General features: G+C 69.2%; 19 protein-coding genes. 11 read left to right on the forward strand and 8 right to left on the reverse strand.

Features of this window, described 5'->3' with window-relative positions:
* Position 1: 1 nt before the first annotated feature.
* From hutI to FHT32_RS16085, 5 genes are all read left to right on the forward strand, one after another.
* The gene (hutI, locus tag FHT32_RS16065) at positions 2-1228 is read left to right on the forward strand and encodes an imidazolonepropionase (protein ID WP_176665617.1); all 1227 of its coding nucleotides are present in this window, start codon (positions 2-4) and stop codon (positions 1226-1228) included.
* Positions 1225-2607, forward strand: a complete 1383-nt coding sequence (locus FHT32_RS16070; protein ID WP_176665618.1) for a formimidoylglutamate deiminase — start codon at positions 1225-1227, stop codon at positions 2605-2607. The genes hutI and FHT32_RS16070 overlap by 4 nt, the downstream gene beginning before the upstream one ends.
* 11 nt (positions 2608-2618) lie before the next feature.
* Positions 2619-3434 (forward strand): N-formylglutamate deformylase, encoded by an 816-nt coding sequence (gene hutG, locus FHT32_RS16075; protein WP_176666072.1) that lies wholly within the window; start codon positions 2619-2621, stop codon positions 3432-3434.
* A gap of 134 nt (positions 3435-3568) precedes the next feature.
* Complete coding sequence (locus tag FHT32_RS16080; protein ID WP_176665619.1) at positions 3569-4621, forward strand: homocysteine S-methyltransferase family protein; 1053 nt, start codon at positions 3569-3571, stop codon at positions 4619-4621.
* Positions 4622-4737: 116 nt separating this feature from the next.
* Entirely contained in the window at positions 4738-5472 is a 735-nt protein-coding gene (locus FHT32_RS16085; RefSeq protein WP_176665620.1) for an SH3 domain-containing protein, read from the forward strand.
* Between the two features lie 18 nt (positions 5473-5490).
* Here the strand turns inward: FHT32_RS16085 and FHT32_RS16090 are convergent, their stop codons facing one another.
* The 3 genes from FHT32_RS16090 to FHT32_RS16100 form a co-directional block, all read right to left on the reverse strand.
* Entirely contained in the window at positions 5491-6540 is a 1050-nt protein-coding gene (locus FHT32_RS16090) for an NADP-dependent oxidoreductase (protein ID WP_176665621.1), read from the reverse strand.
* A gap of 91 nt (positions 6541-6631) precedes the next feature.
* Positions 6632-7258: a TetR/AcrR family transcriptional regulator gene (locus FHT32_RS16095; protein WP_176665622.1), complete on the reverse strand. Its 627-nt coding sequence runs from the start codon at positions 7256-7258 to the stop codon at positions 6632-6634.
* Between the two features lie 33 nt (positions 7259-7291).
* Positions 7292-8233, reverse strand: coding sequence for a LysR family transcriptional regulator (locus tag FHT32_RS16100; RefSeq protein ID WP_176665623.1), 942 nt, complete (start codon positions 8231-8233; stop codon positions 7292-7294).
* Between the two features lie 101 nt (positions 8234-8334).
* On the opposite strand from FHT32_RS16100, the gene FHT32_RS16105 reads away from it, so the two are divergent.
* A complete protein-coding gene (locus FHT32_RS16105) occupies positions 8335-8775 on the forward strand; it encodes a PACE efflux transporter (RefSeq protein WP_176665624.1) in 441 nt (146 codons plus the stop codon).
* Positions 8776-8799: 24 nt separating this feature from the next.
* Here FHT32_RS16105 and FHT32_RS16110 read toward each other — a convergent pair whose 3' ends face one another.
* Together FHT32_RS16110 and FHT32_RS16115 are read right to left on the reverse strand one after the other, a co-directional pair.
* The gene (locus FHT32_RS16110; RefSeq protein ID WP_176665625.1) at positions 8800-9729 is read right to left on the reverse strand and encodes a lipase secretion chaperone; all 930 of its coding nucleotides are present in this window, start codon (positions 9727-9729) and stop codon (positions 8800-8802) included.
* Between the two features lie 7 nt (positions 9730-9736).
* A complete protein-coding gene (locus FHT32_RS16115) occupies positions 9737-10654 on the reverse strand; it encodes a triacylglycerol lipase (protein ID WP_176666073.1) in 918 nt (305 codons plus the stop codon).
* A 283-nt stretch (positions 10655-10937) separates the two neighbouring features.
* Here FHT32_RS16115 and metH point away from each other — a divergent pair, with 283 nt between their 5' ends.
* Genes metH through FHT32_RS16135 form a run of 4 tightly spaced genes read left to right on the forward strand, consistent with a single transcriptional unit; the run spans position 10938 to position 16960 of the window.
* Positions 10938-13676 carry a methionine synthase gene (gene metH / locus FHT32_RS16120; RefSeq protein WP_176665626.1) on the forward strand — a complete coding sequence of 913 codons (2739 nt, stop codon included), beginning with the start codon at positions 10938-10940 and terminating at the stop codon, positions 13674-13676.
* 52 nt (positions 13677-13728) lie between these two features.
* Positions 13729-15555 (forward strand): glycosyltransferase family 39 protein, encoded by a 1827-nt coding sequence (locus tag FHT32_RS16125; RefSeq protein WP_176665627.1) that lies wholly within the window; start codon positions 13729-13731, stop codon positions 15553-15555.
* Positions 15552-16562 carry a glycosyltransferase family 2 protein gene (locus FHT32_RS16130; RefSeq protein ID WP_176665628.1) on the forward strand — a complete coding sequence of 337 codons (1011 nt, stop codon included), beginning with the start codon at positions 15552-15554 and terminating at the stop codon, positions 16560-16562. The genes FHT32_RS16125 and FHT32_RS16130 overlap by 4 nt, the downstream gene beginning before the upstream one ends.
* Positions 16559-16960 (forward strand): GtrA family protein, encoded by a 402-nt coding sequence (locus FHT32_RS16135; protein WP_176665629.1) that lies wholly within the window; start codon positions 16559-16561, stop codon positions 16958-16960. The genes FHT32_RS16130 and FHT32_RS16135 overlap by 4 nt, the downstream gene beginning before the upstream one ends.
* Positions 16961-16979: 19 nt before the next feature.
* On the opposite strand, the gene FHT32_RS16140 is transcribed toward FHT32_RS16135, so the two are convergent.
* Genes FHT32_RS16140 through FHT32_RS16150 form a run of 3 tightly spaced genes read right to left on the reverse strand, consistent with a single transcriptional unit; the run spans position 16980 to position 19718 of the window.
* Positions 16980-18179 (reverse strand): amidohydrolase family protein, encoded by a 1200-nt coding sequence (locus tag FHT32_RS16140; protein WP_176665630.1) that lies wholly within the window; start codon positions 18177-18179, stop codon positions 16980-16982.
* Positions 18134-18913, reverse strand: coding sequence for a TetR family transcriptional regulator (locus FHT32_RS16145; protein WP_176665631.1), 780 nt, complete (start codon positions 18911-18913; stop codon positions 18134-18136). The genes FHT32_RS16140 and FHT32_RS16145 overlap by 46 nt, the downstream gene beginning before the upstream one ends.
* Positions 18914-18944: 31 nt before the next feature.
* A complete protein-coding gene (locus FHT32_RS16150; RefSeq protein WP_019658431.1) occupies positions 18945-19718 on the reverse strand; it encodes a ferredoxin--NADP reductase in 774 nt (257 codons plus the stop codon).
* Positions 19719-20041: 323 nt separating this feature from the next.
* On the opposite strand from FHT32_RS16150, the gene FHT32_RS16155 reads away from it, so the two are divergent.
* Complete coding sequence (locus FHT32_RS16155; protein ID WP_176665632.1) at positions 20042-21655, forward strand: 6-hydroxynicotinate reductase; 1614 nt, start codon at positions 20042-20044, stop codon at positions 21653-21655.

Raw genomic sequence — 21655 nt, forward strand, 5'->3', positions numbered from 1 at the left:
GATGAAACCCGTCAACGAATTCCCCTCGGCCGACGGCCTCTGGACCGGCATCCGCCTTGCCGCCGACGCGAACGTCGAAGGCGCCATCGTGGTGGAGCAGGGCGCGATCCGCTGGGTCGGCGCCCGAAGCGCGCTGCCTGCCGAGTTCGCCAAGCTGAAGCCGCACGACGGCGGCGGCGCACTCGTCACGCCGGGGCTGGTCGACTGCCACACGCACCTGGTCTACGGCGGCCAGCGCGCCAACGAATTCGCGATGCGCCTGGCCGGCGCCACGTACGAGGAAGTGGCGAAGGCCGGGGGCGGCATCGTCTCGTCGGTGCGCGCCACGCGCGAGGCCGACGAAGACACGCTCTTCGCGCAGTCGGCGCCGCGGCTCGAACAGCTGCTGGCCGACGGCGTGTGCGCCATCGAGATCAAGTCGGGCTACGGCCTCTCGCTGGAGCACGAGCGCAAGCAGCTGCGCGTGGCGCGGCGCCTGGGCGAGGCCTATGGCGTGACGGTGCGCACCACCTTCCTCGGCGCGCATGCGCTGCCCCCCGAGTACGCGGGTCGCAGCGGCGACTACATCGACCTCGTCTGCAACCAGATGCTGCCCGCGCTCGCGGCCGAAGGGTTGGTCGACGCGGTGGACGTGTTCTGCGAACGCATCGCCTTCTCGCTTGCCGAGACCGAGCAGGTCTTCAAGGCCGCGAAGGCGCTGGGCCTGCCGGTGAAGCTGCATGCGGAGCAGCTCTCGGACATGGGCGGCGCCGCGCTGGCCGCGCGCTACGGCGCGCTGTCGTGCGACCACATCGAGCACCTGTCGGCCGAGGGCATCGAGGCGATGCGCCAGTCCGGCACCGTGGCCGTGCTGCTGCCGGGCGCCTACTACACGCTGCGCGACACGCACCTGCCGCCCATCGACGCATTGCGCGCCGCGGGCGTGCCGATGGCGGTGTCCACCGACCACAACCCCGGCACCTCGCCCGCGCTGAGCCTGCTGCTGATGGTGAACATGGCCTGCACGCTGTTCCGCCTCACCGTGCCCGAGGCGCTCGACGGCGTCACCGTGCACGCCGCGCGCGCGCTGGGCCTGCAGGACACGCACGGCGCCATCACGCCCGGCATGCCCGCCAACTTCGTGCTGTGGAACGTGCGCGAGGCGGCCGAGCTCGCCTACTGGTTCGGACAGCAGCCAGTACGTGCAGTCGTGCGCCAGGGGCGCATCGCCATCGGAGCCAAGGAATGACGCAAAAATTATTCGCAGCCGACGCGCTGCTGCCCGAAGGCTGGGCCCGCAACGTCCTGCTGGCGTGGGACGACGCGGGCCGGCTCACGCAGGTGCAGGCCGGCGCGCAACGGCCCACGGACACGCAGGCTGCCAGCGGCCCCGTGATCCCGGGCATGCCCAACCTGCATTCGCACGCCTTCCAGCGCGCCTTCGCGGGCCTCACCGAGCACCGCGCCGAGCAGCACGACAGCTTCTGGAGCTGGCGCACGCTGATGTACCGCTTTGCCGCGCGCCTGGGCCCGCAGCACATGGAAGCCATCGCGACCTGGCTCTATGCCGAGATGCTCGAAGCCGGCTACACCGGCGTGTGCGAGTTCCAGTACGTGCACCACGACCTGGACGGCCGCCCCTACGCCGACGACGCCACGCTGAGCCTCGCGCTGCTGCGCGCGGCGAAGAAGGTGGGCATCGGCTTCACGCTGCTGCCGGTGCTCTACCAGACCGGCGGCTTCGGCGAACAGCCGCCCACCGAAGGGCAGCGCCGCTTCGTGCGCTCCACCGAATCGATGCTGCGCCTGCTCGAAGCGCTCAAGCCGCAGTGCGACGCGCAGGGCGCGCGCCTGGGCCTTGCGCCGCATTCGCTGCGCGCCGTGCCGCCCGAGGGCCTGCGCGATGCCGTCGCGGGGCTCGAAGCTATCGACCGCACCGCGCCCATCCACATCCACATCGCCGAGCAGACCAAGGAGGTGGACGACTGCGTGGCCTGGAGCGGCCTGCGCCCCGTCGAGTGGCTGCTCGACCACGCCCCGGTCGACGAGCGCTGGTGCCTCGTGCACGCCACGCACATGAACGACGCCGAATACGAATACGCGGCCCGCAGCGGCGCGGTGGCGGGCCTGTGCCCGACCACCGAGGCGAACCTGGGCGACGGCATCTTCGACTTCGCCAAGTGGCGCAGCCACGGCGGCGCCTGGGGCGTGGGCTCCGACAGCCACGCCAGCGTGAATGCGGCCGAGGAGCTGCTGATGCTCGAATACAGCCAGCGCCTTGCGAAGCGCCAGCGCAACGTCGGCGCCAGCGCGGCGCAGCCGCACGTCGCGACCGCGCTCACGCTGGAGGCGGTGCAGGGCGGGGCGAGGGCCTCTGGCCGCGCCACGGGCGGGCTTGCGGCAGGGCAGCAGGCCGATTTCGCGGTGCTCGACGCCTCGCACATCGCGCTGCAGGGCCTGAGCGCGCCCGATATGCTTTCCGCCCACGTCTTCGCGAGCCATCGCACCTCGGCCGTCGAGGGCGTCTGGGTCGCGGGCCGGCCGCGCGTCTCGGCCGGGCGCCACGTGCTGCACGATGAAGCCGCCGCCGCCTTCGTGGCCGCGCGCACCCAACTACTCCAGGATTGATCGACCCCACCATGGCCTTCACCACCGCCGAACCGCCTTTCCGCTTCCGCCAGGGCACCCGCCCGCTGCTGATCTCGATGCCGCACGTCGGCACGCACGTGCCGCCCGCGCTGGCCGCGCGCCTGACCGACGAGGCGCGCCAGGTGCCCGACACCGACTGGCACCTCGAGCGGCTCTACGACTTCGCCGACGAACTGGGCGCCTCTGTGCTGGTGGCGACGCACTCGCGCTACGTGATCGACCTGAACCGTCCGCCGGACGGCGCGAGCCTCTACCCCGGCCAGAGCGTGACGGGCCTGTGCCCGGTCGACACCTTCGACGACACGCCGCTGTATGCCGACCCCGCCGACGTGCCGGGCGACGCGGAAGTCGCCGAACGCCGCGACGCCATCTGGCAGCCCTACCACGCCAAGCTGGCCGAGGAGCTCGCCCGCATCCGCGCGCAGCACGGCGTGGCCGCGCTGTGGGACGCGCACTCGATCCGCTCGGTGCTGCCGCGCTTCTTCGACGGCAAGCTGCCCGACCTGAACCTTGGCACTGGCAAGGGCATCAGCTGCGACCCGGCGCTGGCGCAGACGCTGCTGGGCATCGCCGAGAGCGCCACCGGCTACACCGGCGTGCTCAACGGCCGCTTCACCGGCGGCTACATCACGCGCAACTACGGCAACCCCGCGCAGAACGTGCACGCGGTGCAGCTGGAGATGACGCAGTCGAGCTACATGCAGGAGAAGCTGCCCTTCGACTACCTGCCCGAGGTGGCGGCGGGCGTGCAGCCGCACGTGCGGCGGATGATCGAGGCGGTGCTGGCCTTCGTCGAAGGCCGTTGACGTCAACGGCCTTGGGTGTTCAGGTGGAACGCCGTCGAACCGGCTTTGCCGGGCGACTGGCGTTGCCCCCGGTAGGGGGGAGGAGAAGCGACACGAAGTGCGCGTAGCCTGGGGGCGAGCGAGAATAGGAGGTTATGAAGCCCCTTGTCTATACCCGCGGCCAGGCCCTGCCCGGCATCCTCGCCAAGCGCATCGCCATCCTCGACGGCGCCATGGGCACGATGATCCAGCGCTTCAAGCTGACGGAAGAGCAGTACCGCGGCGAGCGCTTCAAGGACTTCGAGCGAGACATCAAGGGCAACAACGAGTTGCTGTCGCTCACGCGGCCCGACGTGATCCGCGACATCCACGAGGGCTACCTCGCGGCGGGCGCCGACCTCATCGAGACCAACACCTTCGGCGCGACCACCATCGCGCAGGAGGACTACAAGATGGCGCATCTGGCGCGCGAGATGAACCTTGAATCGGCCAAGCTCGCGCGCGCGGCCTGCGACAAGTTCAGCACGCCCGACAAGCCGCGCTTCGTGGCCGGCGCCCTCGGCCCGACGCCCAAGACGGCGAGCATCAGCCCCGACGTGAACGACCCGGGCGCGCGCAACGTCAACTTCGAGGAGTTGCGTGCGGCCTACTACGAGCAGACCGAGGCGCTGGTCGAGGGCGGCGCCGACGTGATCCTGGTCGAGACCATCTTCGACACGCTCAACGCCAAGGCCGCGCTGTTTGCGGTCGACGAGTATTTCCATAACAGCGGGCAGCGCCTGCCGCTCATCATCAGCGGCACGGTGACCGATGCCTCGGGCCGCATCCTCAGCGGCCAGACCGTCACCGCTTTCTGGCACAGCGTGCGCCACGCGCAGCCGCTGGCCATCGGCTTGAACTGCGCGCTGGGCGCGGCGCTGATGCGCCCCTACATCCAGGAACTGGCGCGCGTGGCCGGCGACACCTTCATCAGCTGCTACCCGAACGCAGGCCTGCCCAACCCGATGAGCGACACCGGCTTCGACGAGACGCCCGAGGTCACCTCGCGCCTGCTGCACGAGTTCGCCTCCGAGGGGCTCGTGAACATCGTGGGCGGCTGCTGCGGCACCACGCCGGACCACATCGCGGCGATCGGCAAGGCGGTCGAGCCGATGGCCGGACGGGTGCTGGGCAGCAACGCGGCTGGCTTCTACAAGGAAGCGGCATAGCTAGCTCTCCCCCAAGGCTGCGCGCACTTGCGGCCCGGCGAAGCCGGTTCCGCAGTGTTTCTGGAATCAGGTCTGCGCTGATTGACGGGCTGGGAGCCCCGGCCTAGGCTGGGGCGATGAACTCACTCGCACAACGCTGGGCTGCCGCAGGCGCGCTGGCCCTGGCGCTTCCGCTCGCGGCGCAGGCGCAGCAGGCTTTCACGCGCGGCGGGGTCAACCTGCGCGCGGGGCCCTCGGGCGACTATCCGCTGGTGGCGCGGCTCGGGCCGGGCCAGCCGCTGGAGGTGGTCGGCTGCACCAGCGGCTACGGCTGGTGCGACGTGGTGCTGCCCGACGGCGGGCGCGGTTGGGTCTGGGCGCGCAGCCTCGACTACGCCTACCAGGAACAGCGCGTGCCGCTGGTGACGTACGGCGCGCTGATCGGCGTGCCGATCATCGGCTTCGCGATCGGCAGCTACTGGGCCGACTACTACCGCGACCGGCCCTGGTACGGCGACCGGCGCTGGTGGGGCAGCCGGCCGCCTCCGCCGCCCGTGGCGGGCTGGCGTCCGCCGCCGCCGGTGCGCCCGGGCTGGCAGCCGCATCCGTGGCAGCCGGGGCCCGGTTTCCGTCCACCCGCTCCGGGCTTCCGCCCGCCGCCCGGCCCCGGGGTTCGGCCGCCGCATCCGCCCGGCGTTCGCCCGCCGATCGATCCGGGCGTCAGGCCGCCACGTCCGCAGCCGGGGTTCCGCCCGGGGCCGCCGCCGGGCATGCCGCATCCGCACCCGGGCGGCGGAGGGCATCGCGGGGGCGGCCATGGCGGCCATGGAGAAGGTCGCGGAGGCGGCCACGGAGGCGGGCACCGGCACTGACGGCCCAGCCCGTCCGTCTCAATCTCCGGCGACGCGCACCACGCGCTTGCCGACGTTGCGGCCCTGCAGCAGGCCGATGAATGCGGCCGGCGCGTTCTCCAGGCCGTTAATGCGGTCCTCGCGCAGCGTGATCCTGCCGGCCCCCACCCATTCGTCCATCTCGCGCCGGAACGCATCGAAGCGCTCGCCGTAGTGGTCGAGGATGACGAAGCCCTGCATGCGGATGCGCTTCTGCAGCAGCGCCGCAGTCAACAGCGGCAGCCGGTTGGGGCCCGGGGGCAGCGCCTCGCTGTTGTAGTCGGCGATGTGCCCGCACACCGGCACGCGCGCGCCGATGTTGAGCAGCGGCAGCACCGCGTCGAACACCGCGCCGCCGACGTTCTCGAAGTAGACGTCGATGCCCTCGGGGCAGGCGGCCGCGAGGCGCGCTGCGAATTCCGGATCGTGGCGGTCGATGCAGGCGTCGAAGCCCAGCACCTCGACCGCGTGGCGGCACTTGTCCGCACCGCCCGCGATGCCGACCACGCGCGCGCCCTTCAACCTGGCGATCTGCCCGACCACCGAGCCCACCGCGCCGGTCGCGGCGGCCACCACCACCGTCTCGCCGGGCTTGGGCTGGCCAATGTCGAGCAGGCCGACGTGGGCGGTAAAGGCCGGCATGCCGAGCCCGCCCAGCGCCAGCGAGGGCTGGGCCATGTCGCCCAGCGGCATCAGGTCCTGGCCGTCGGACAGCGCGTAGTCCTGCCAGCCGGCGTTGCCGAGCACGAGGTCGCCGGGGCGGAACTGCGGATTCCGGGACTCGACGACGCGGTTGACCGTGCCGCCCGGCATCGGCTCGCCCACTTGCACCGAGGCGGGCGCATAGAGCGGCGGCACCTCGTCCATCAGCTGCCGCATGTACGGATCGAGCGACAGATGCAGCGTGCGCAGCAGCACCTGGCCCTCGCCGGGCGCGGGAACAGCGGTTTTCTCCAGCCGGAAGTTCTCCGGCGTCGGAAGGCCGCGCGGCCGGGCGGCGAGGACGATGCGGCGGTTGATGGTGTCGACGGCGTTGCTCTTCTGGGACATGGGGCGTGGCTCCTTGGTTAATAGACCAGTCGTCTAGTGGGTGGGCGAAAAAAAAGCGGGAGCGCGCTTGCCTCCCGCCGGGTGATTTCCTTCAGTGGTCCGACGACAGGCCCAGCTGCTGCCGGGTGTCGCGCATCGCTGCGTCCAGCGACGAGCGGTCGCGCGTGATCTTGGCCAGCAGGCTGGCGCCGAGCCAGCGCTGGTAGAGCGCGACGGCGACGCCCTGGGCGTCCTGCCCCTGCTGCATCGCCTTGATCGAGCCGTCGGCCTGGCCGGCCTCGATGCAGCCGGCGAGCCGGTCGGTGATGCCGCGGGTGCCGCGCGCCAGCGCCGCGCGCATGCTCTCGGACAGGTCGCAGACCTCGGCGCCGAGCTTGACGACGAGGCAGCGGCTCTGCGCCTCCTCGCCGGTCTGGGAGTCGAGCCAGTCGTCGAAGTAGGCGATCAGGCGCTGGGCGGCGGTGCCGGAACCCTCGGTCAGCAGGGCGTCGGTGCGCCCGAGGTACTCGCCGAAGTAGGCCTCCAGCACCGCCTCGCCGAACACTTCCTTGGAGCCGAAGTAGTGATAGAACGAGCCCTTCGGCACCTTCGCCGCGGCCAGCACCTCGGCCAGCCCGACGCCGGTGAAGCCCTTTCGCAGCAGCAGCGGATGGGCCACGTCGAGGATGTGCTGGCGGACGTCGGTGATGGGAGTGGTGGGAGCTGCGACGGCGTTCATGGGCCGCACTCTAGCGTCTATTAGACCAGTCGTCTAGTTCGCCGAGCCGGTGGTATCGCCGCTGACTTTAGGGCTGCATTCGCCCGCCGCGGCCCGTCCCTTGGCGATCAGATTCACGAAATGCTGGGCTCCCAGGCCGAGTGGGCGCTCACGTGACCACACCACGTCCACCCACAGGTCGAGCCCGTTGCTGAGGTTCTCGAAGGGAATCTCGACCAGCGCGCCCGCCGCCACGTGCGGCCGCGCGAAGTTGCGCGGCAGCCAGCCCCAGCCCAGTCCGGCGGTGATCAGGCTCAGCGCGGCCAGCGCGTTGTCGGAGCGCCAGACGTGGCGCGCGAAGACGAATCGCGGGTCGCTGGTGGCGAGGTCGCGCCCGGCCACGACGATCTGGCGGGTGTTGGTCAGGTGGTCCTCGCGCAGCCGGCCGCCGTTGGCCGCGAGCACCGGGTGGTCGGGCGCCATCACCGCCACCATGAGTTCGCTGCCGACTTCCTGGAAGCCTTCGCGCCCGTCGAGGCTGGGGCGCTCGAACACCAGCGCCAGCTGTGCGCGCCCGCTGTGCAGCAGCGCCAGCGCATCGGCCTGCGGCGCGGCAAGCACCTCGACCTGCAGCAGCGGATGCTCCCGCGCCAGTTCCGACAGCGGACCGGTCCAGGGCGCGGCCAGCAGCTCGGGCGCGATGGCCAGGGTGAGCCGGTCTTCCAGCCCCTGGGTGAGCGCGAGCGCCTGCACCTGCAGCTGCCTGAGCTGCGCCGCCAGCAGCCGCGCCTGCGGTTCCAGCGAGCGCGCGGCGGCCGTGGGCTGGGGCTCGCGGCCGCTGCGGTCGAACAGCTGCAGGTCGAGCTCGGCCTCCAGGTTGGCGATGGCCATGCTGACCGCCGACGGCACTCGGCGCAGCGCCCGCGCGGCGGCCGAGAAGGAGCCGTGGTCGATCACGGCCAGGAAGACTTCGACGTTGTCGCTGGAAAAAGCCATGGCGCCCGATCTATCAGTCAAACTGAAACAAGTTAACTTTTTATATCAGCAGATCACAAATAAAGTCCAGTCATCGCCTCAACGAACACAGAGAGAAAGCCATGCAAGGGATCCAGCGTCGCATCGTCTACATCAGCCTTTATGAAGGCATCGCCATCGTGGCCGCCAGCGCCGGGCTGGCCCTGATGACGGACGCCGGGCTGGGCCATTCGGGCGTCCTGGCGGTGGCCGCCTCGGTCATCGCGGTGATCTGGAACCTGGTCTTCAACTCGCTCTTCGAGCGCTGGGAGTCGCGCCAGGCCGTGCGCGGACGCAGCCTGCGCCGCCGCATCGCGCACGCCATCGGCTTCGAGGGCGGCCTGATCGCCTTCCTGGTGCCGATGTTCGCCTGGGGCCTGGGCGTGTCGCTCTGGCAGGCGCTGGTGATGGACCTGGGGCTGGTGGTGTTCTTCCTGGTCTACACCTTCGTCTTCAACTGGGCCTTCGACCGCGTGTTCGGCCTGCCGGCTTCGGCCGCGGCGAAGGTGCCGGTGGCGGCCTGACCGCCCACAGGCCAAGGGCAGGGATCAAGGCGGCGCGGCCGCCTTTTTCTTTGCGTCGGCCGCCCGCATCTCCAGCGCGGCCTGCAGGCGCAGCGCCTCCTGCGGCGTGAAGAGCTCGGCCTGCAGCTGCACCCGCGTGGCCTCGTCGGCGGCGGCGTAGCGCGAGAGGCGGCCCTGCCAGTCCTGCTCCTGCTGGTCGAGCGCGGCGAGCCGCTGCGCCGCCTCGTAGCCGTATTGTTTCGAGCGCTCCTCGAAGCGCTCCTGCGGGCTGGCGCCGCGTGCTTCCAGCGCGGCGGTCTGCTCGCCCACAGCCAGCTGCGCGACGGAGGCCGTGCGGTCGGCGCGCTGCTCGGGCGTGAGCCAGGTTTCCTCGGTCTTCGCCAGCGCCTGGCGTTTCTGCTCAGGCGTGAGGTTCGCGTTGCGCTCGATCTCCAGCTTCTCGACGCTGAAGCGGTCGAATTTCTCCTCGGCGCCGAACAGGCCCTCGACCTCCTCGGGCGCGAAGTAGCGCGAGCGGATGCCGGCGCGCGCATCGAGGATCCGGCGCAGCCCGGCCGGGTCGCCGATGCTGGCCGCCGGCAGCGCCTCGAGCGCGGTGCGGTAGTCGATGTAGCGCTCCAGCAGGCCCAGCGCGCGCACCCGCCATTCGGGCGGCAGGTACTTGTTGATCTTCGCGCGCATCTCGGCCATCAGGCCTTCCTTGTCGCGGGCCTGGCTGCCGTCGAGCATCTGCTCGAAGGTGCGCAGCAGGGCGGGCGTCAGCAGCGGATCGGGGGCGTGCGGGCCTGCGCCCGACGCGGATCTGGAGACAGCGGGCAGGTCTGAAGAGGTGGCCGGCGGGGCCGCGGATGCGACCCCGGGAGCCGGTGCTTCCTCGCCCCCGGCCAGCCACCACGCCGCGCCCGCAGCCAGCACCACCGCCGCCGCGAGCGGCCACAGGAGCTTGCGGGGCATCGTCTCCTCAGAGGCCGAGCTGCTTCAGCTTCGCCGCCTGGTTCACGTACAGCGTCACCGGGCTCACCGAGAACAGGTCGCGCAGCCCGAGCATCTGGTTGACCTCGTCCAGGTGGTTCTGCCTGTAGCTGCCGAGGTAGGTGCCCAGGTGCGAGCTGCAGGCCGAGGCGAGGCCGTCGTTGGGCTCGCCGTGCACCACGCTCAGCAGCGACAGCGGGTAGTCGGAGGCGTCGAACACGTTGGTCAGCGGCTGGGTGCCCGACCAGGAGAAGTAGCGCACGCCGTTGACCAGCTCGGCCCCGTTGCCGCAGGCGGTGGTGGGCACGCCGTCGGGGAACTTGGCGTTGAACTTCGCCGAGCCGGCGGTGTTGAGTGAGTTCAGCGCGCCAAGGCCGCTCTGCGGCGTGTTGTTGCCCGAAAGAATGCCGATGAGGCTGGAGAAGGCATTCACCGCGCTCGCCACCACCGCGCGGCTCAGGCTGCCTTCGGGCAGCGTGTTGCCCAGCAGGTCGGCCACCTTGCTGCCCTTGTGCGGGCTGCCCACGGTGGTGACGGATGCCACCAGCTGCGGCGCCACGCCCGAGACGTAGCGCGCCGTGGGGCCGCCGTGCGAATGGCCGATCAGGTTGACCTTGCTCGCGCCGGTCAGCGCCAGCACGTCCTTGACCTGCTTGAGCAGCTGCTCGCCGCGCACCTCGCTGCTGTTGGTGGCCGCCACCTCGGCGACGAAGACCTTCGCGCCCTGCGCGCGCAGCTCCCCCGGAATGCCGTACCAGTAGTCGATGCCGGCGATGGTGTCGAAGCCCAGCATGCCGTGCACCAGCACGATCGGATAGGCCGTCTGCGCACCGGTGCCGGCCGCCTGCGCCGTCTGCGCCAGGGGCGCGAGCGCGAGCATGCCGCCCACCAGCAGCGCGCCGGCCATCCGCCGGGCCGCGCCGTCCTTCCTGCCTGCCGTCCTCGTGCTCGCAGCCGCAATCCTCTTCGCCAGTCGAATCATCGGAACTCCCTTGTGGGTTGATCGGTTGGGGGGCACGCAAAAACGAACGAGCGTGCACTTTTCATTCTGCGAAACCGACCGGGCCGGATCGATCCGGACTTTCCCTTTCATGATTCGGACTTACTCCTGCAGCCCCTGCGGCGCATGCGAGGGCGATAGACTCCCCCAACCCGCGCACGAATAACCGCTTTTGCCTCCGAGTCCAACCATGTCTTCCCCAATGCCGCCTCCCATGAAGCTCTCAGGCCTGGAGCCGGTCTCCATCGGCGAAGGCACGCTGTTCGTCAACATCGGCGAGCGCACCAACGTCACGGGCTCCAAGGCCTTCGCGCGCATGATCCTCAACGGCCAGTTCGAAGAAGCGCTGGCCGTGGCGCGCCAGCAGGTCGAGAACGGCGCGCAGGTGATCGACGTGAACATGGACGAGGCCATGCTCGACAGCAAGGCCGCGATGGTGCGCTTCCTCAACCTCATCGCCAGCGAGCCCGACATCGCGCGCGTGCCGGTAATGGTCGACAGCTCGAAGTGGGAGGTCATCGAGGCGGGCCTGCGCTGCATCCAGGGCAAGGGCATCGTCAACTCCATCTCCATGAAGGAGGGCGTCGACAAGTTCAAGCACGAGGCCATGCTGGTGAAGCGCTACGGCGCCGCCGCCGTGGTGATGGCCTTCGACGAGAAGGGACAGGCCGACACCTACGCGCGCAAGATCGAGATCTGCGAGCGCGCCTACCGCATCCTGGTGGACGAGGTGGGCTTCCCGCCCGAGGACATCATCTTCGACCCGAACATCTTCGCCATTGCCACCGGCATCGAGGAGCACGACAACTACGCGGTCGACTTCATCGAGGCCGTGCGCTGGATCAAGCAGAACCTGCCGGGCGCGAAGGTGTCGGGTGGTGTGAGCAACGTGAGCTTCAGCTTCCGCGGCAACGACCCGGTGCGCGAAGCCATCCACACCGTGTTCCTGTACCACGCGATCAAGGCGGGCATGGACATGGGCATCGTCAACGCCGGCATGGTGGGCGTGTACGACGACCTCGAGCCCGAGCTGCGCGAGCGCGTGGAAGACGTGGTGCTCAACCGCCGGCCCGATGCCGGCGAGCGCCTGGTCGAAGTGGCCGAGACCGCCAGGAGCGGCGCCAAGGACGACAGTAAGAAGCTCGAATGGCGCGGCACGCCGGAGAACCCGGTGCCGGTCAACCAGCGCCTGTCGCACGCCATGGTGCACGGCATCACCGACTTCATCGTGGAAGACACGGAGGAGGCCTACCGCGCCATCCTCGCCACCGGCGGCCGGCCGCTGCACGTGATCGAAGGCCCCCTGATGGACGGCATGAACATCGTGGGCGACCTGTTCGGCCAGGGCAAGATGTTCCTGCCGCAGGTGGTGAAGTCGGCTCGCGTGATGAAGTCGGCCGTAGCCCACCTCATTCCCTACATCGAGGAAGAAAAGCGCCAGGACGAGGCCGCGGGGCGCGACGTGCGCACCAAGGGCAAGATCATCATCGCCACCGTGAAGGGCGACGTGCACGACATCGGCAAGAACATCGTCACCGTCGTGCTCCAGTGCAACAACTTCGAGGTGGTGAACATGGGCGTGATGGTCCCGTGCCACGAGATCCTTGCCAAGGCCAAGGTCGAGGGCGCGGACATCGTGGGCCTGTCGGGCCTCATCACGCCGAGCCTCGAAGAGATGCAGTACGTGGCAGGCGAGATGCAGAAGGACGACCACTTCCGCATCCGCAAGATTCCGCTGCTGATCGGCGGCGCCACCACCAGCCGCGTGCACACGGCCGTCAAGATTGCGCCGCACTACGAGGGCCCGGTGGTCTACGTGCCCGACGCCTCGCGCAGCGTGAGCGTGGCGCAGAGCCTGCTGAGCGACCAGGCCTCCGCGTACATCGACGAGATCAACGCCGACTACGTGAAGGTGCGCGAGCAGCACGCCAACAAGAAGCAGGTGCCGCTGTGGCCGCTGGCCAAGGCGCGCGCCAACAAGACGCCCGTCGACTTCGCGAACTACCTGCCGCCGGTGCCTAAGTTCATCGGCCGGCGCGTGTTCAGGAACTTCGACCTGACCGAGCTCGCGAAGTACATCGACTGGGGCCCGTTCTTCCAGACCTGGGACCTCGCGGGCCCGTTCCCGGCGATCCTGAAGGACGAGATCGTCGGCACCGAGGCCGTGCGCGTGTATGCCGACGGCCAGCGCATGCTCAAGCGCCTCATCGAAGGCCGCTGGCTCAGCGCGAGCGGCGTGGTGGGCTTCTGGCCCGCCAACACGGTGAACGACGACGACATCGAGCTCTACACCGACGAGTCGCGCAGCGAGGTGGCGCTCACCTGGTACGGCATGCGCCAGCAGACCGAGAAGCACGAGATCGACGGCGTCATGCGCCCGAGCCGCTGCCTGGCCGACTTCGTCGCGCCCAAGGAGAGTGGCGTGAAGGACTACGTCGGCATGTTCGCCGTCACCGCCGGCCTGGGCGTGGAGAAGAAGGAGAAGTACTTCGTCGACGACCTCGACGACTACTCCGCCATCATGCTCAAGGCCCTGGCCGACCGGCTGGCGGAGGCCTTCGCCGAGGCGCTGCACCATCGCGTGCGCACCGACCTGTGGGGCTACGCGAACGACGAGAGCCTGAGCAACGAGGACATGATCGCGGAGAAGTACCGCGGCATCCGCCCCGCGCCCGGCTACCCGGCCTGCCCCGACCACAGCGTGAAGAAGCCCATGTTCGACCTTCTGAACTGCGCGGACATTGGCATGAGCCTGACGGAAAGCCTCGCTATGATGCCCGCCGCCAGCGTGAGCGGGTTCTACCTGAGCCACCCCGATTCGACGTACTTCAACGTCGGCAAGATCGGACACGACCAGTTGCAGGACCAGGCCGCGCGGCGCAAGGAAAGCGAAGCCGAGCTCGAACGCCTGCTCGCGCCCAATCTTTGAACCTGCCGGCCGGTGCGGCCGCCCGGCGCGGGGAGTTGTTATTCAGAAGCTGATGTTTGCAGCCGCGCAGTACGCGGCACTGGCGGTCTTCGTGATGGGCTGCTGGGGCTATGGACGCGCACTGCTGGGCCGCCTGGCGCCGCCCCCGCGCCGCGACGCGGGGCTCGAGGCCGCCATGGCCGTGGCGCTGGGCGTGGGCCTGTTCATCTGCGCGTTCCAGGCGCTGGCCATCTTCGGAGCCTTCAAGGCGGGTGCGACCGCGGTCCTCGTCGCGGTGGGCGTGCTGGCCGCGGCGGTGCAGCTTCCGGGCTGGCTGCGCGAGCGGCGCGCGCTGCTCGCCAACGTGCAGGCCTTGCCCTGGAGCTACCCGGAACGTGTCGCGGCGATCGCGCTGGCCCTGGTCGCGCTGCCGGCGCTCGTGGCGCCGCTCGCCCCGCCCATCGCCTTCGACGAGCTGATGTACCACCTGCCCTATGCGCGGCAGGTCGCCGAGCAGGGCTCGCTGGGCATCCACGACTGGCTGCGCTACCCCTGGTTCCCGTACAACTACAACCTGCTGTACGCCGGTGCGCTGCAACTGGGCGACGACGTGCTGCCGCACTTCCTCAACGGGCTGGCCGGCGCGCTGTCGGTGGTCATGATCTACCGTCTTGGCATGCTGCACGCCAACCGGCTCACCGCCTGCATCGGCGCGGCCATCTGGCTGGGGCTCGGCGACTATTCCAACGCACTCATCGACATGGGCGTGGCGCTCTTCGTGCTGTCGGCCTGCGTGGCGCTTTGGTGGTGGCGCGAGTCCGAGATCGGCAAGCCGGTGCACGGCGGCATCCGCTGGCTCGGCGTCGCGGCCTTCTGCCTGGGCGTGGCCGCGGGCTCGAAGTACCAGGCGCTGGTCTTCCTGCCGCTGGTGGCGCCCTTCGTCTTCCGTCACGAGCGCAGCCTCAAGGCCTGGGCGCTGGTGTTCGCCTGCTTCCTGATTCCCTGCGTGTACTGGTACGCGCGCAACGCCATCATGACGGGCGACCCGTTCAACCCCATCGGCGCGCGCGTGTTCGGCTTCACCGAATGGACGCCGGCCGACTACGTGCAGCAGGTGGCCGACGTGCGCGTGCATGCCGAGCTGCCCAATGCGCTGCTCTGGTCGGTGTTCTTCGCGCCGTTCAGCGTGCTGTGGAAGCGATCCGCGGCGGTGCGCGCGGCCGGCTGGTTCTGCCTGTACTCGGTGGTGGTCTGGGTCGTGACCTCGCGCTATCCGCGCTACCTGACGGCATCTTTCCCGCTGCTGGCGGCCATCGCGGCCATCGGCTGGCAGGTGGTGTTCGGATGGGCGATGTCGGGCGTGAGGCGGCTTTTCGGTTCGAAGGCGCAAGAGCCGCAGAAGCCGCCGCAGCCGCAGGATGCCGGTGCCGCCGTGGCGCGTTCCGGCGCCCGCGTGGGCGACTGGGTGCTCGTGCTGCTGCTGGCCGCGATGGCCGCCGTCTCCGTGCGGCAGACCGCGGTCAAGGTCTCGATGGTCGCGGTCACACCCGAAGCCCGCGAGGCCGTGCTGCGCAAGCATGTGCCGGGCTATGCCGTCATGGACTACCTGCGCCGCACCGCCAAGGGCCGCGTCTACCAGATCGCGCTGAACGAGGCGATCTACTACGGCCCCAATCCCATCTGGGGCGACACCCTCGGGCCCTGGCGCTACACCGACTTCGGGCGCCTGTCGGGCGGCGACCTCGCGCGCAAGCTCTCGGGCCTGGGCTTCGTGGCGATCGTCCTCCCCGACTCCGTGGTGCCGGTGTTCACCGCGCGCATCGATTTCGACAAGTACTTCGCAGTGGAATACGAGAAGGACGGCAGCCGCGTCTACCGTATCCTTCCCGCCGCACCATGACCGACGACGCCAACCTCCCCACCAGCAGCCGGAGCCGCGCCGGCGGCGGCCTGCGCATCGCCGTGGTCATCCCCTGCTACAACGAGGCGCTCGCCATCGCGCAGGTGGTGCACGGTTTTCGCGCCGCGCTGCCCGGGGCCGAGATCCACGTCTTCGACAACAACTCCAGCGACGACACCGCCGCCGTGGCGCGTGCGGCCGGCGCCACGGTCACGCACGTTGCCCTGCGCGGCAAGGGCAACGTGGTGCGGCGCATGTTCGCCGACGTCGATGCCGACGTGTACGTGATGACCGACGGCGATGCCACCTACGACGCCGGCGCCGCGCCGCGCCTCATCGACCGCCTGGTGAGCGACAACCTCGACATGGTCGTCGGCAGCCGCGCGGACGACGGCCAGGACGTGCACACCTACCGCGCCGGCCACCGGTTCGGCAACCGTATGCTCACGGGCGCGGTGGCGCAGCTCTTCGGCGGCGGGCTCACCGACATGCTCTCGGGCTACCGCGTGTTCTCGCGGCGCTATGCCAAGTCGTTCCCGGCGCTGTCGCGGGGCTTCGAGACCGAGACCGAGCTCACCGTGCACGCGCTCGAGCTGCGCATGCCCTATGCGGAGGAAGCCACGGCCTACAGCACGCGCCCCGAGGGCTCGGTGAGCAAGCTCTCGACCTACCGCGACGGCTGGCGCATCCTCAAGACCATCTGCAAGCTGTTCGTGAGCGAGCGGCCGCTGCAGTTCTTCTCGATCATCGGCGGGCTGCTGGCGCTGATGTCGATCGTGCTGGTCGTGCCGGTCGTCATGACCTACGTGCACACCGGCCTGGTGCCCCGGCTCCCTACGGCGGTGCTGGCCACCGGCGCGATGCTGGCGGCCATGCTGTCCTTCGTGTGCGGTGTCGTCATGCAGGCCATCACCCTGGGTCGGCGCGAGGCCAAGCGGCTGAGCTACCTTGCCATACCGAGCGTGCGCGAGCACGTGTCGCGCGCCCTCGGCGGCGGGCGGGAATGAAAATCGGCCGCGAGTTCCTGGCGTTCGCCGCCGTTGGCGTGATCGGGCTCGTGGTCGACGTGGTGGTGCTGTACCTCCTGGCGCCGCTGCTGGGCTGGTATGCCGCGCGCGTGGTGTCGTTCCTCGCCGCGGCGACCACCACCTGGGCCTTCAATCGCCGCTACACCTTCGCGGCGAGCGCGGCCGCCAGCCGTTCGATCTGGCGCGAGTACCTCGGCTACCTGACGACCATGGCGGCCGGCGCGGTGCTCAACTACGGCGCCTACGTACTCACGCTGCACTGGGTGGAAGGCCGCTGGGCCGCGGCGCTCGGCGTGGCACTGGGCAGCCTTGCCGGCATGAGCGCCAACTTCCTGTCGGCGCGCTATCTCGTCTTCCGCTCGCACCGCAACGGCTGAGGCCGGCGGCGCGGTGCGCTCAGTGCGCGCCCGAGACGACCACCGGAATCTCGGTGGCCGGCGGCGTGTTGCGGCTGCGGCCGCAGCGCACGATGCCGTCGATCATCACCATGCCCACGCCCGGGATGTCGCCGAGCTGCACGCTCTCGAGCAGGCCCGGCGCCGGCGAATGCTGCGCGCGGTCCATGAAGACGAAGTCGGCGGCACGGCCCGTTTCGATGAGGCCGCAGTTGAGCTTGCGGATCTTCGCGGTGTTGCCGGTCGCGAAGCAGAACACCAGCTCGGCCGGGATGTTCGCAATGGACGACAGCATCGCCACCATGCGCAGGATGCCCAGCGGCTGCACGCCCGAGCCCGCCGGGCCGTCGGTGCCGAGGATCACGCGGTGCGGGCACTTGAGTTCCAGCGCGGCCTTCGCCGCCGCGATGGCTACCTTCTCGTTGCCGTTGTGCACGATCTCGATGGCGCGCGAGCTCTTCTCGCACAGCTCGCACACATGCGCCTCGGGCAGCGAGGTGTGGCCGCCGTTGATGTGGCCGATGACGTCGGCGTCGGCCTCGAGCACCACGTCCTTGTCGATCAGGCCCGAGCCCGGAATCGACGGGCCGCCGGTGTGGATCGTGCTCTGGATGCCGTACTTGCGCGCCCAGGCCACCATCTCCTTGGCCTCGTAGCCGGCCTTGACCGAGCCCAGGCCCACTTCGCCGAGCAGGCCCACGCCGGCCTCGGCGAGTTCCTTGAAGTCGCTCTCGACCATGCCCTTCTCGATGACGGGCGCGCCCGCCAGAACCTTCACGCCGCCGGGACGGAAGTTGTCGAAGGCGCGCTGCGCGGTGATGGCCAGCGCCTTCAGGCCAACGATGTCCTTCGGTCGGCCGGGCAGGTGCACCTCGCCGGCGGAAATCATCGTCGTCACGCCGCCGTGCATGGTGGAGTCGATCCAGCCGAGCTGGCCCTGGCGCGGCGTCCAGTCGCCGAACACCGGGTGCACGTGGCTGTCGATCAGGCCGGGCGCGACGCAGGTCTTCTTCGCGTCGATGACGGTGGCGGCGCCTTCGAAGTCGCAGTCCTTTTCCTTGCCGACCGCCACGATCAGGCCGTCGTTCACGACGATGGTGTCGGCGTCGAGGATGGGCTTGTCGATGTCGCCCGAGAGCAGCAGCCCGATGTTCTTTATGACGACCTTGCCCGACTTGCCGCCGGCTGCGATTTCTGCCATTTCGATGTGTCCTCGTGGGATGGGGTGGAGTTGTTCTCTTCGTCCTGCGGCTCGTCGGCGTCGGCGCGCACGGTGCGCAGCAGCGTCTCGATCACGAAGTCTTCCCAGTGCGCGATCGCCTCGGGCGACTCCAGCGGCTCCCCGAGGAAGGCGGTGAGCGTGTGCCGGTTGGAGGTGTAGAAGTAGCCCGTGGACGCGATCAGCAGGTAGATGTCGCGCGCCACCAGGTCCTTGCGGAACAAGCCCTTCGAGGCGCCGCTCGCCAGGATCTCCGCGATGATCGCCACCGCGCGCGACGAATATTCGCGGGCGCGCAGCGACTTCGAAATGTGCCGGCCCTTGTGCAGGTTCTCGGTGTTCAGCAGCGTGACGAACTCGGGGTTCTTGCGGTAGTAGCCCAGCACGAAGCGGATGACTTCGGTGAGCGCGTCCACCGGCCGCGAGGTGTCGAGCGCGATGGCGGCCTCGGCGTCGTCCATGCGCTGGTAGATGCCTTCGAGCACTGCAATGAAGAGGCCTTCCTTGCTGCCGAAGTAGTAGTAGATCATCCGGTCGTACGACTTCGCGGCCTTGGAGATCTTCTCCACGCTGCCGCCGTCGTAGCCGTACTTGGCGAAGACCTTGGTCGCGGCCTTCAGGATGCTGTCGCGCGTGGCCTGGGCAGCCGCTTCGCGCACGCCCGTGCGGCGCTGCGGCTTGGGCTTGTGTGAGGCGGAGCGGCTGTTGTCGGCCATCTATCTGTCTGTGCGCGCGATGCCGTGCTTCTTACTTCTCTGCGAAGGCGCGCTCGACGACGTAGTCGCCGGGCGTCGAGGTGTTGCCTTCCTTGAAGCCGCGCTTTTCCAGGATGTGCTTCAGGTCCACCAGCAGGCCGGGGCTGCCGCACAGCATGACGCGGTCTTCCTCGACGTTCAGCGGCGGCAGGCCCAGGTCGTCGGTGAGCTTGTTGCTCTCGATCAGGTCGGTGATGCGGCCCTGGTTGCGGAACTCCTCGCGCGTGACCGTGGGGTAGTACAGCAGCTGCTTCTCGATCATCTCGCCCAGGAACTCGTGCTTGGGCAGGTGGTCGGTCACGAGGTCGTGGTAGGCCAGCTCGTCGACCTGGCGCACGCCGTGCACCAGGATGACCTGCTCGAACTTCTCGTAGGTGTCCGGGTCGCGGATGATGCTCATGAACGGTGCGAGGCCGGTGCCGGTGCCGAACAGGTACAGGCGCTTGGCCGGCAGCGTGTAGTCGATCAGCAGCGTGCCCGTGGGCTTGCGGCCTACGATGATGGTGTCGCCCACCTGGATGTGCTGCAGCCTCGAGGTCAGCGGGCCGTCTTCCACCTTGATGCTCAGGAACTCGAGATGCTCCTCGTAGTTCGGGCTCACGATGCTGTAGGCGCGCAGCAGGGGCTTGTTGTTGACCTTCAGGCCGATCATCGTGAAATGACCGTTCGAGAAGCGCAGGGCCGGGTCGCGCGTGGTGGTGAAGGTGAACAGGCGATCGGTCCAGTGGTGGACGCTCAGGACGCGTTCTTCGCTGAATGCACTCATACGGAACTCAAGAGTTGGTTGGTAACAGGGGAGGTTGGCTGAGCCTGCGTGCACGCCTTTGGGGCGAAAGCCGCCGGCCGGCTCCGAACCCTCCATTGTCGTTGGTCGGAGAAAACCCGATGAACACCGCTAGAAAACACCATTGCAAGCATCGGGCCCGTTTGCTACATTGACCTTTGATGTAGTGAATGCAACATGAAAGTGTAGGGAATGCTACACAAACGGAAGTCGATGCACAAGCGGGCGGACGGCACGTTTGTTGCAAACCCCGACAGCCCGGATTCGCACTTCGCCCAACACCGAACGCCCACGAGATCGCCCCGATGACAGAACACACCAAGACAGACGGCCTCCCCGGCATGGACATGCCCGTGGTGGCCGAAGCCGGCAGCAGTGCCTTCGGCAAGGCACCGCCGCGCAACGAGCGCATGAGCACGGCCAAGGTCGAGTGCAACGCCTGCCCGGTGCTGTGCCAGATCTCCGATGGCCGCACCGGCGCCTGCGACCGCTACGCCAATAAAGAGGGCGTGCTGGTGCGGGTCGATCCCGTCGTGCTGCTGCGCCGAACCGTCGAGAGCGAGAAGCCCGCGCTCGTGCCCTTCGACCGCCCCGGCGCCGATTCTTCCGATGCCGCCCCCGACTGGAACGGCGACCTGCTGCATGCCGACGAAGTCTTCGTCACCGGCGTGGGCTCCTCCACCACCTACCCCGACTACAAGCCCGCGCCCTTCATCGTGGCTTCCAAGGCCCAGGGCGTGGACATGGTCACCGTCGTCACCGAAGGCATCTTCAGCTACTGCAGCTTCAAGGTGAAGATCGACACCGACCGCTTCCTCGGCCCCGAGCAGGCCAACGTGCGCTACCGCGGCGAGGTCGTGGGCCACGTCACCACGGCCGAATACGGCTCGCAGATGCTCTCGCTCGGCGGCGTGCACCACCTCACCGGCGGCAGCAAGAAGGAAGGCCGCATGACGGCCGAGCTGATGCAGCTGCTGGGCAACAAGAAGGCGGTGGAGTGCACCATCGACGGCGGCTCCACCCTCGTCATTCAGGCGGGCAAGGCGCCCATCGTCAACGGCGTGGAAGAGCAGCGCATGCGCGTGGGCTGCGGCTCGGCCGCGGTCGGCATCTTCGCGCGCCAGTTCGCGGGCGTGGCCGACGAGGTGGTGGTGGTCGACGACCACATCACCGGCGTGCTCACCGAGCACCAGGCCGGCCGCTGCCTCGACATGGCGCCCTCGGGTATCCAGATGCTGGGGCGCAAGTCCACGCCGGGGCGCTACTTCCAGGTGGCGAACCCGGGCAACGGCTGGGGCGGCACCGACATCGCCGATCCGCTCGCGATCATCGAAGGCTGGGAAGAGGGCGTCGCACGCCCCGGCATGCGCCTGCTCATGACGTCGACCACCGGCGAGCATGCCCAGTGGTATGTGCTCGACGACGCGCTCAAGCCCGTCGAACAGCCGATGCCGCCGGAGGTGAAGCGCATCGTCGATCGCATCGGCGAGAACTGCGAACCCTCGCTGTGCACGGTGCTGTTCCTGGGTGGTGCGGGCGGCAGCCTGCGCGCGGGCGTCACCGAGAACCCGGTGCTGCTCACGCGCGCCATCAAGCGCGCGCTAGTCAACGTCACCTGCGGCGGCGCGCCGGCCTACGTATGGCCCGGCGGCGGCATCACCGTGATGGCCGACGTCATGCGCATGCCCGACAACAGCTTCGGCACCGTGCCCACGCCCGCCATCGTCGCACCCATCGAGTTCAGCATGCGGCGCGACGACTACGAGGCGCTCGGCGGCCACGTCGAACACATCTTCCCGCTCGAGCAGGCGCTCGCCCGCGGTGCATGGCAGGAAGACGGCGCACCGCTCGCGCGCCAATGGCTCGCGGCGGACGACGCCAACCCGTGGCCCTTGGGCCACGCCCCCATGCTGGGCTGA

This window comes from Variovorax sp. SG517, from assembly GCF_013376045.1.
Lineage (GTDB): Bacteria > Pseudomonadota > Gammaproteobacteria > Burkholderiales > Burkholderiaceae_C > Variovorax.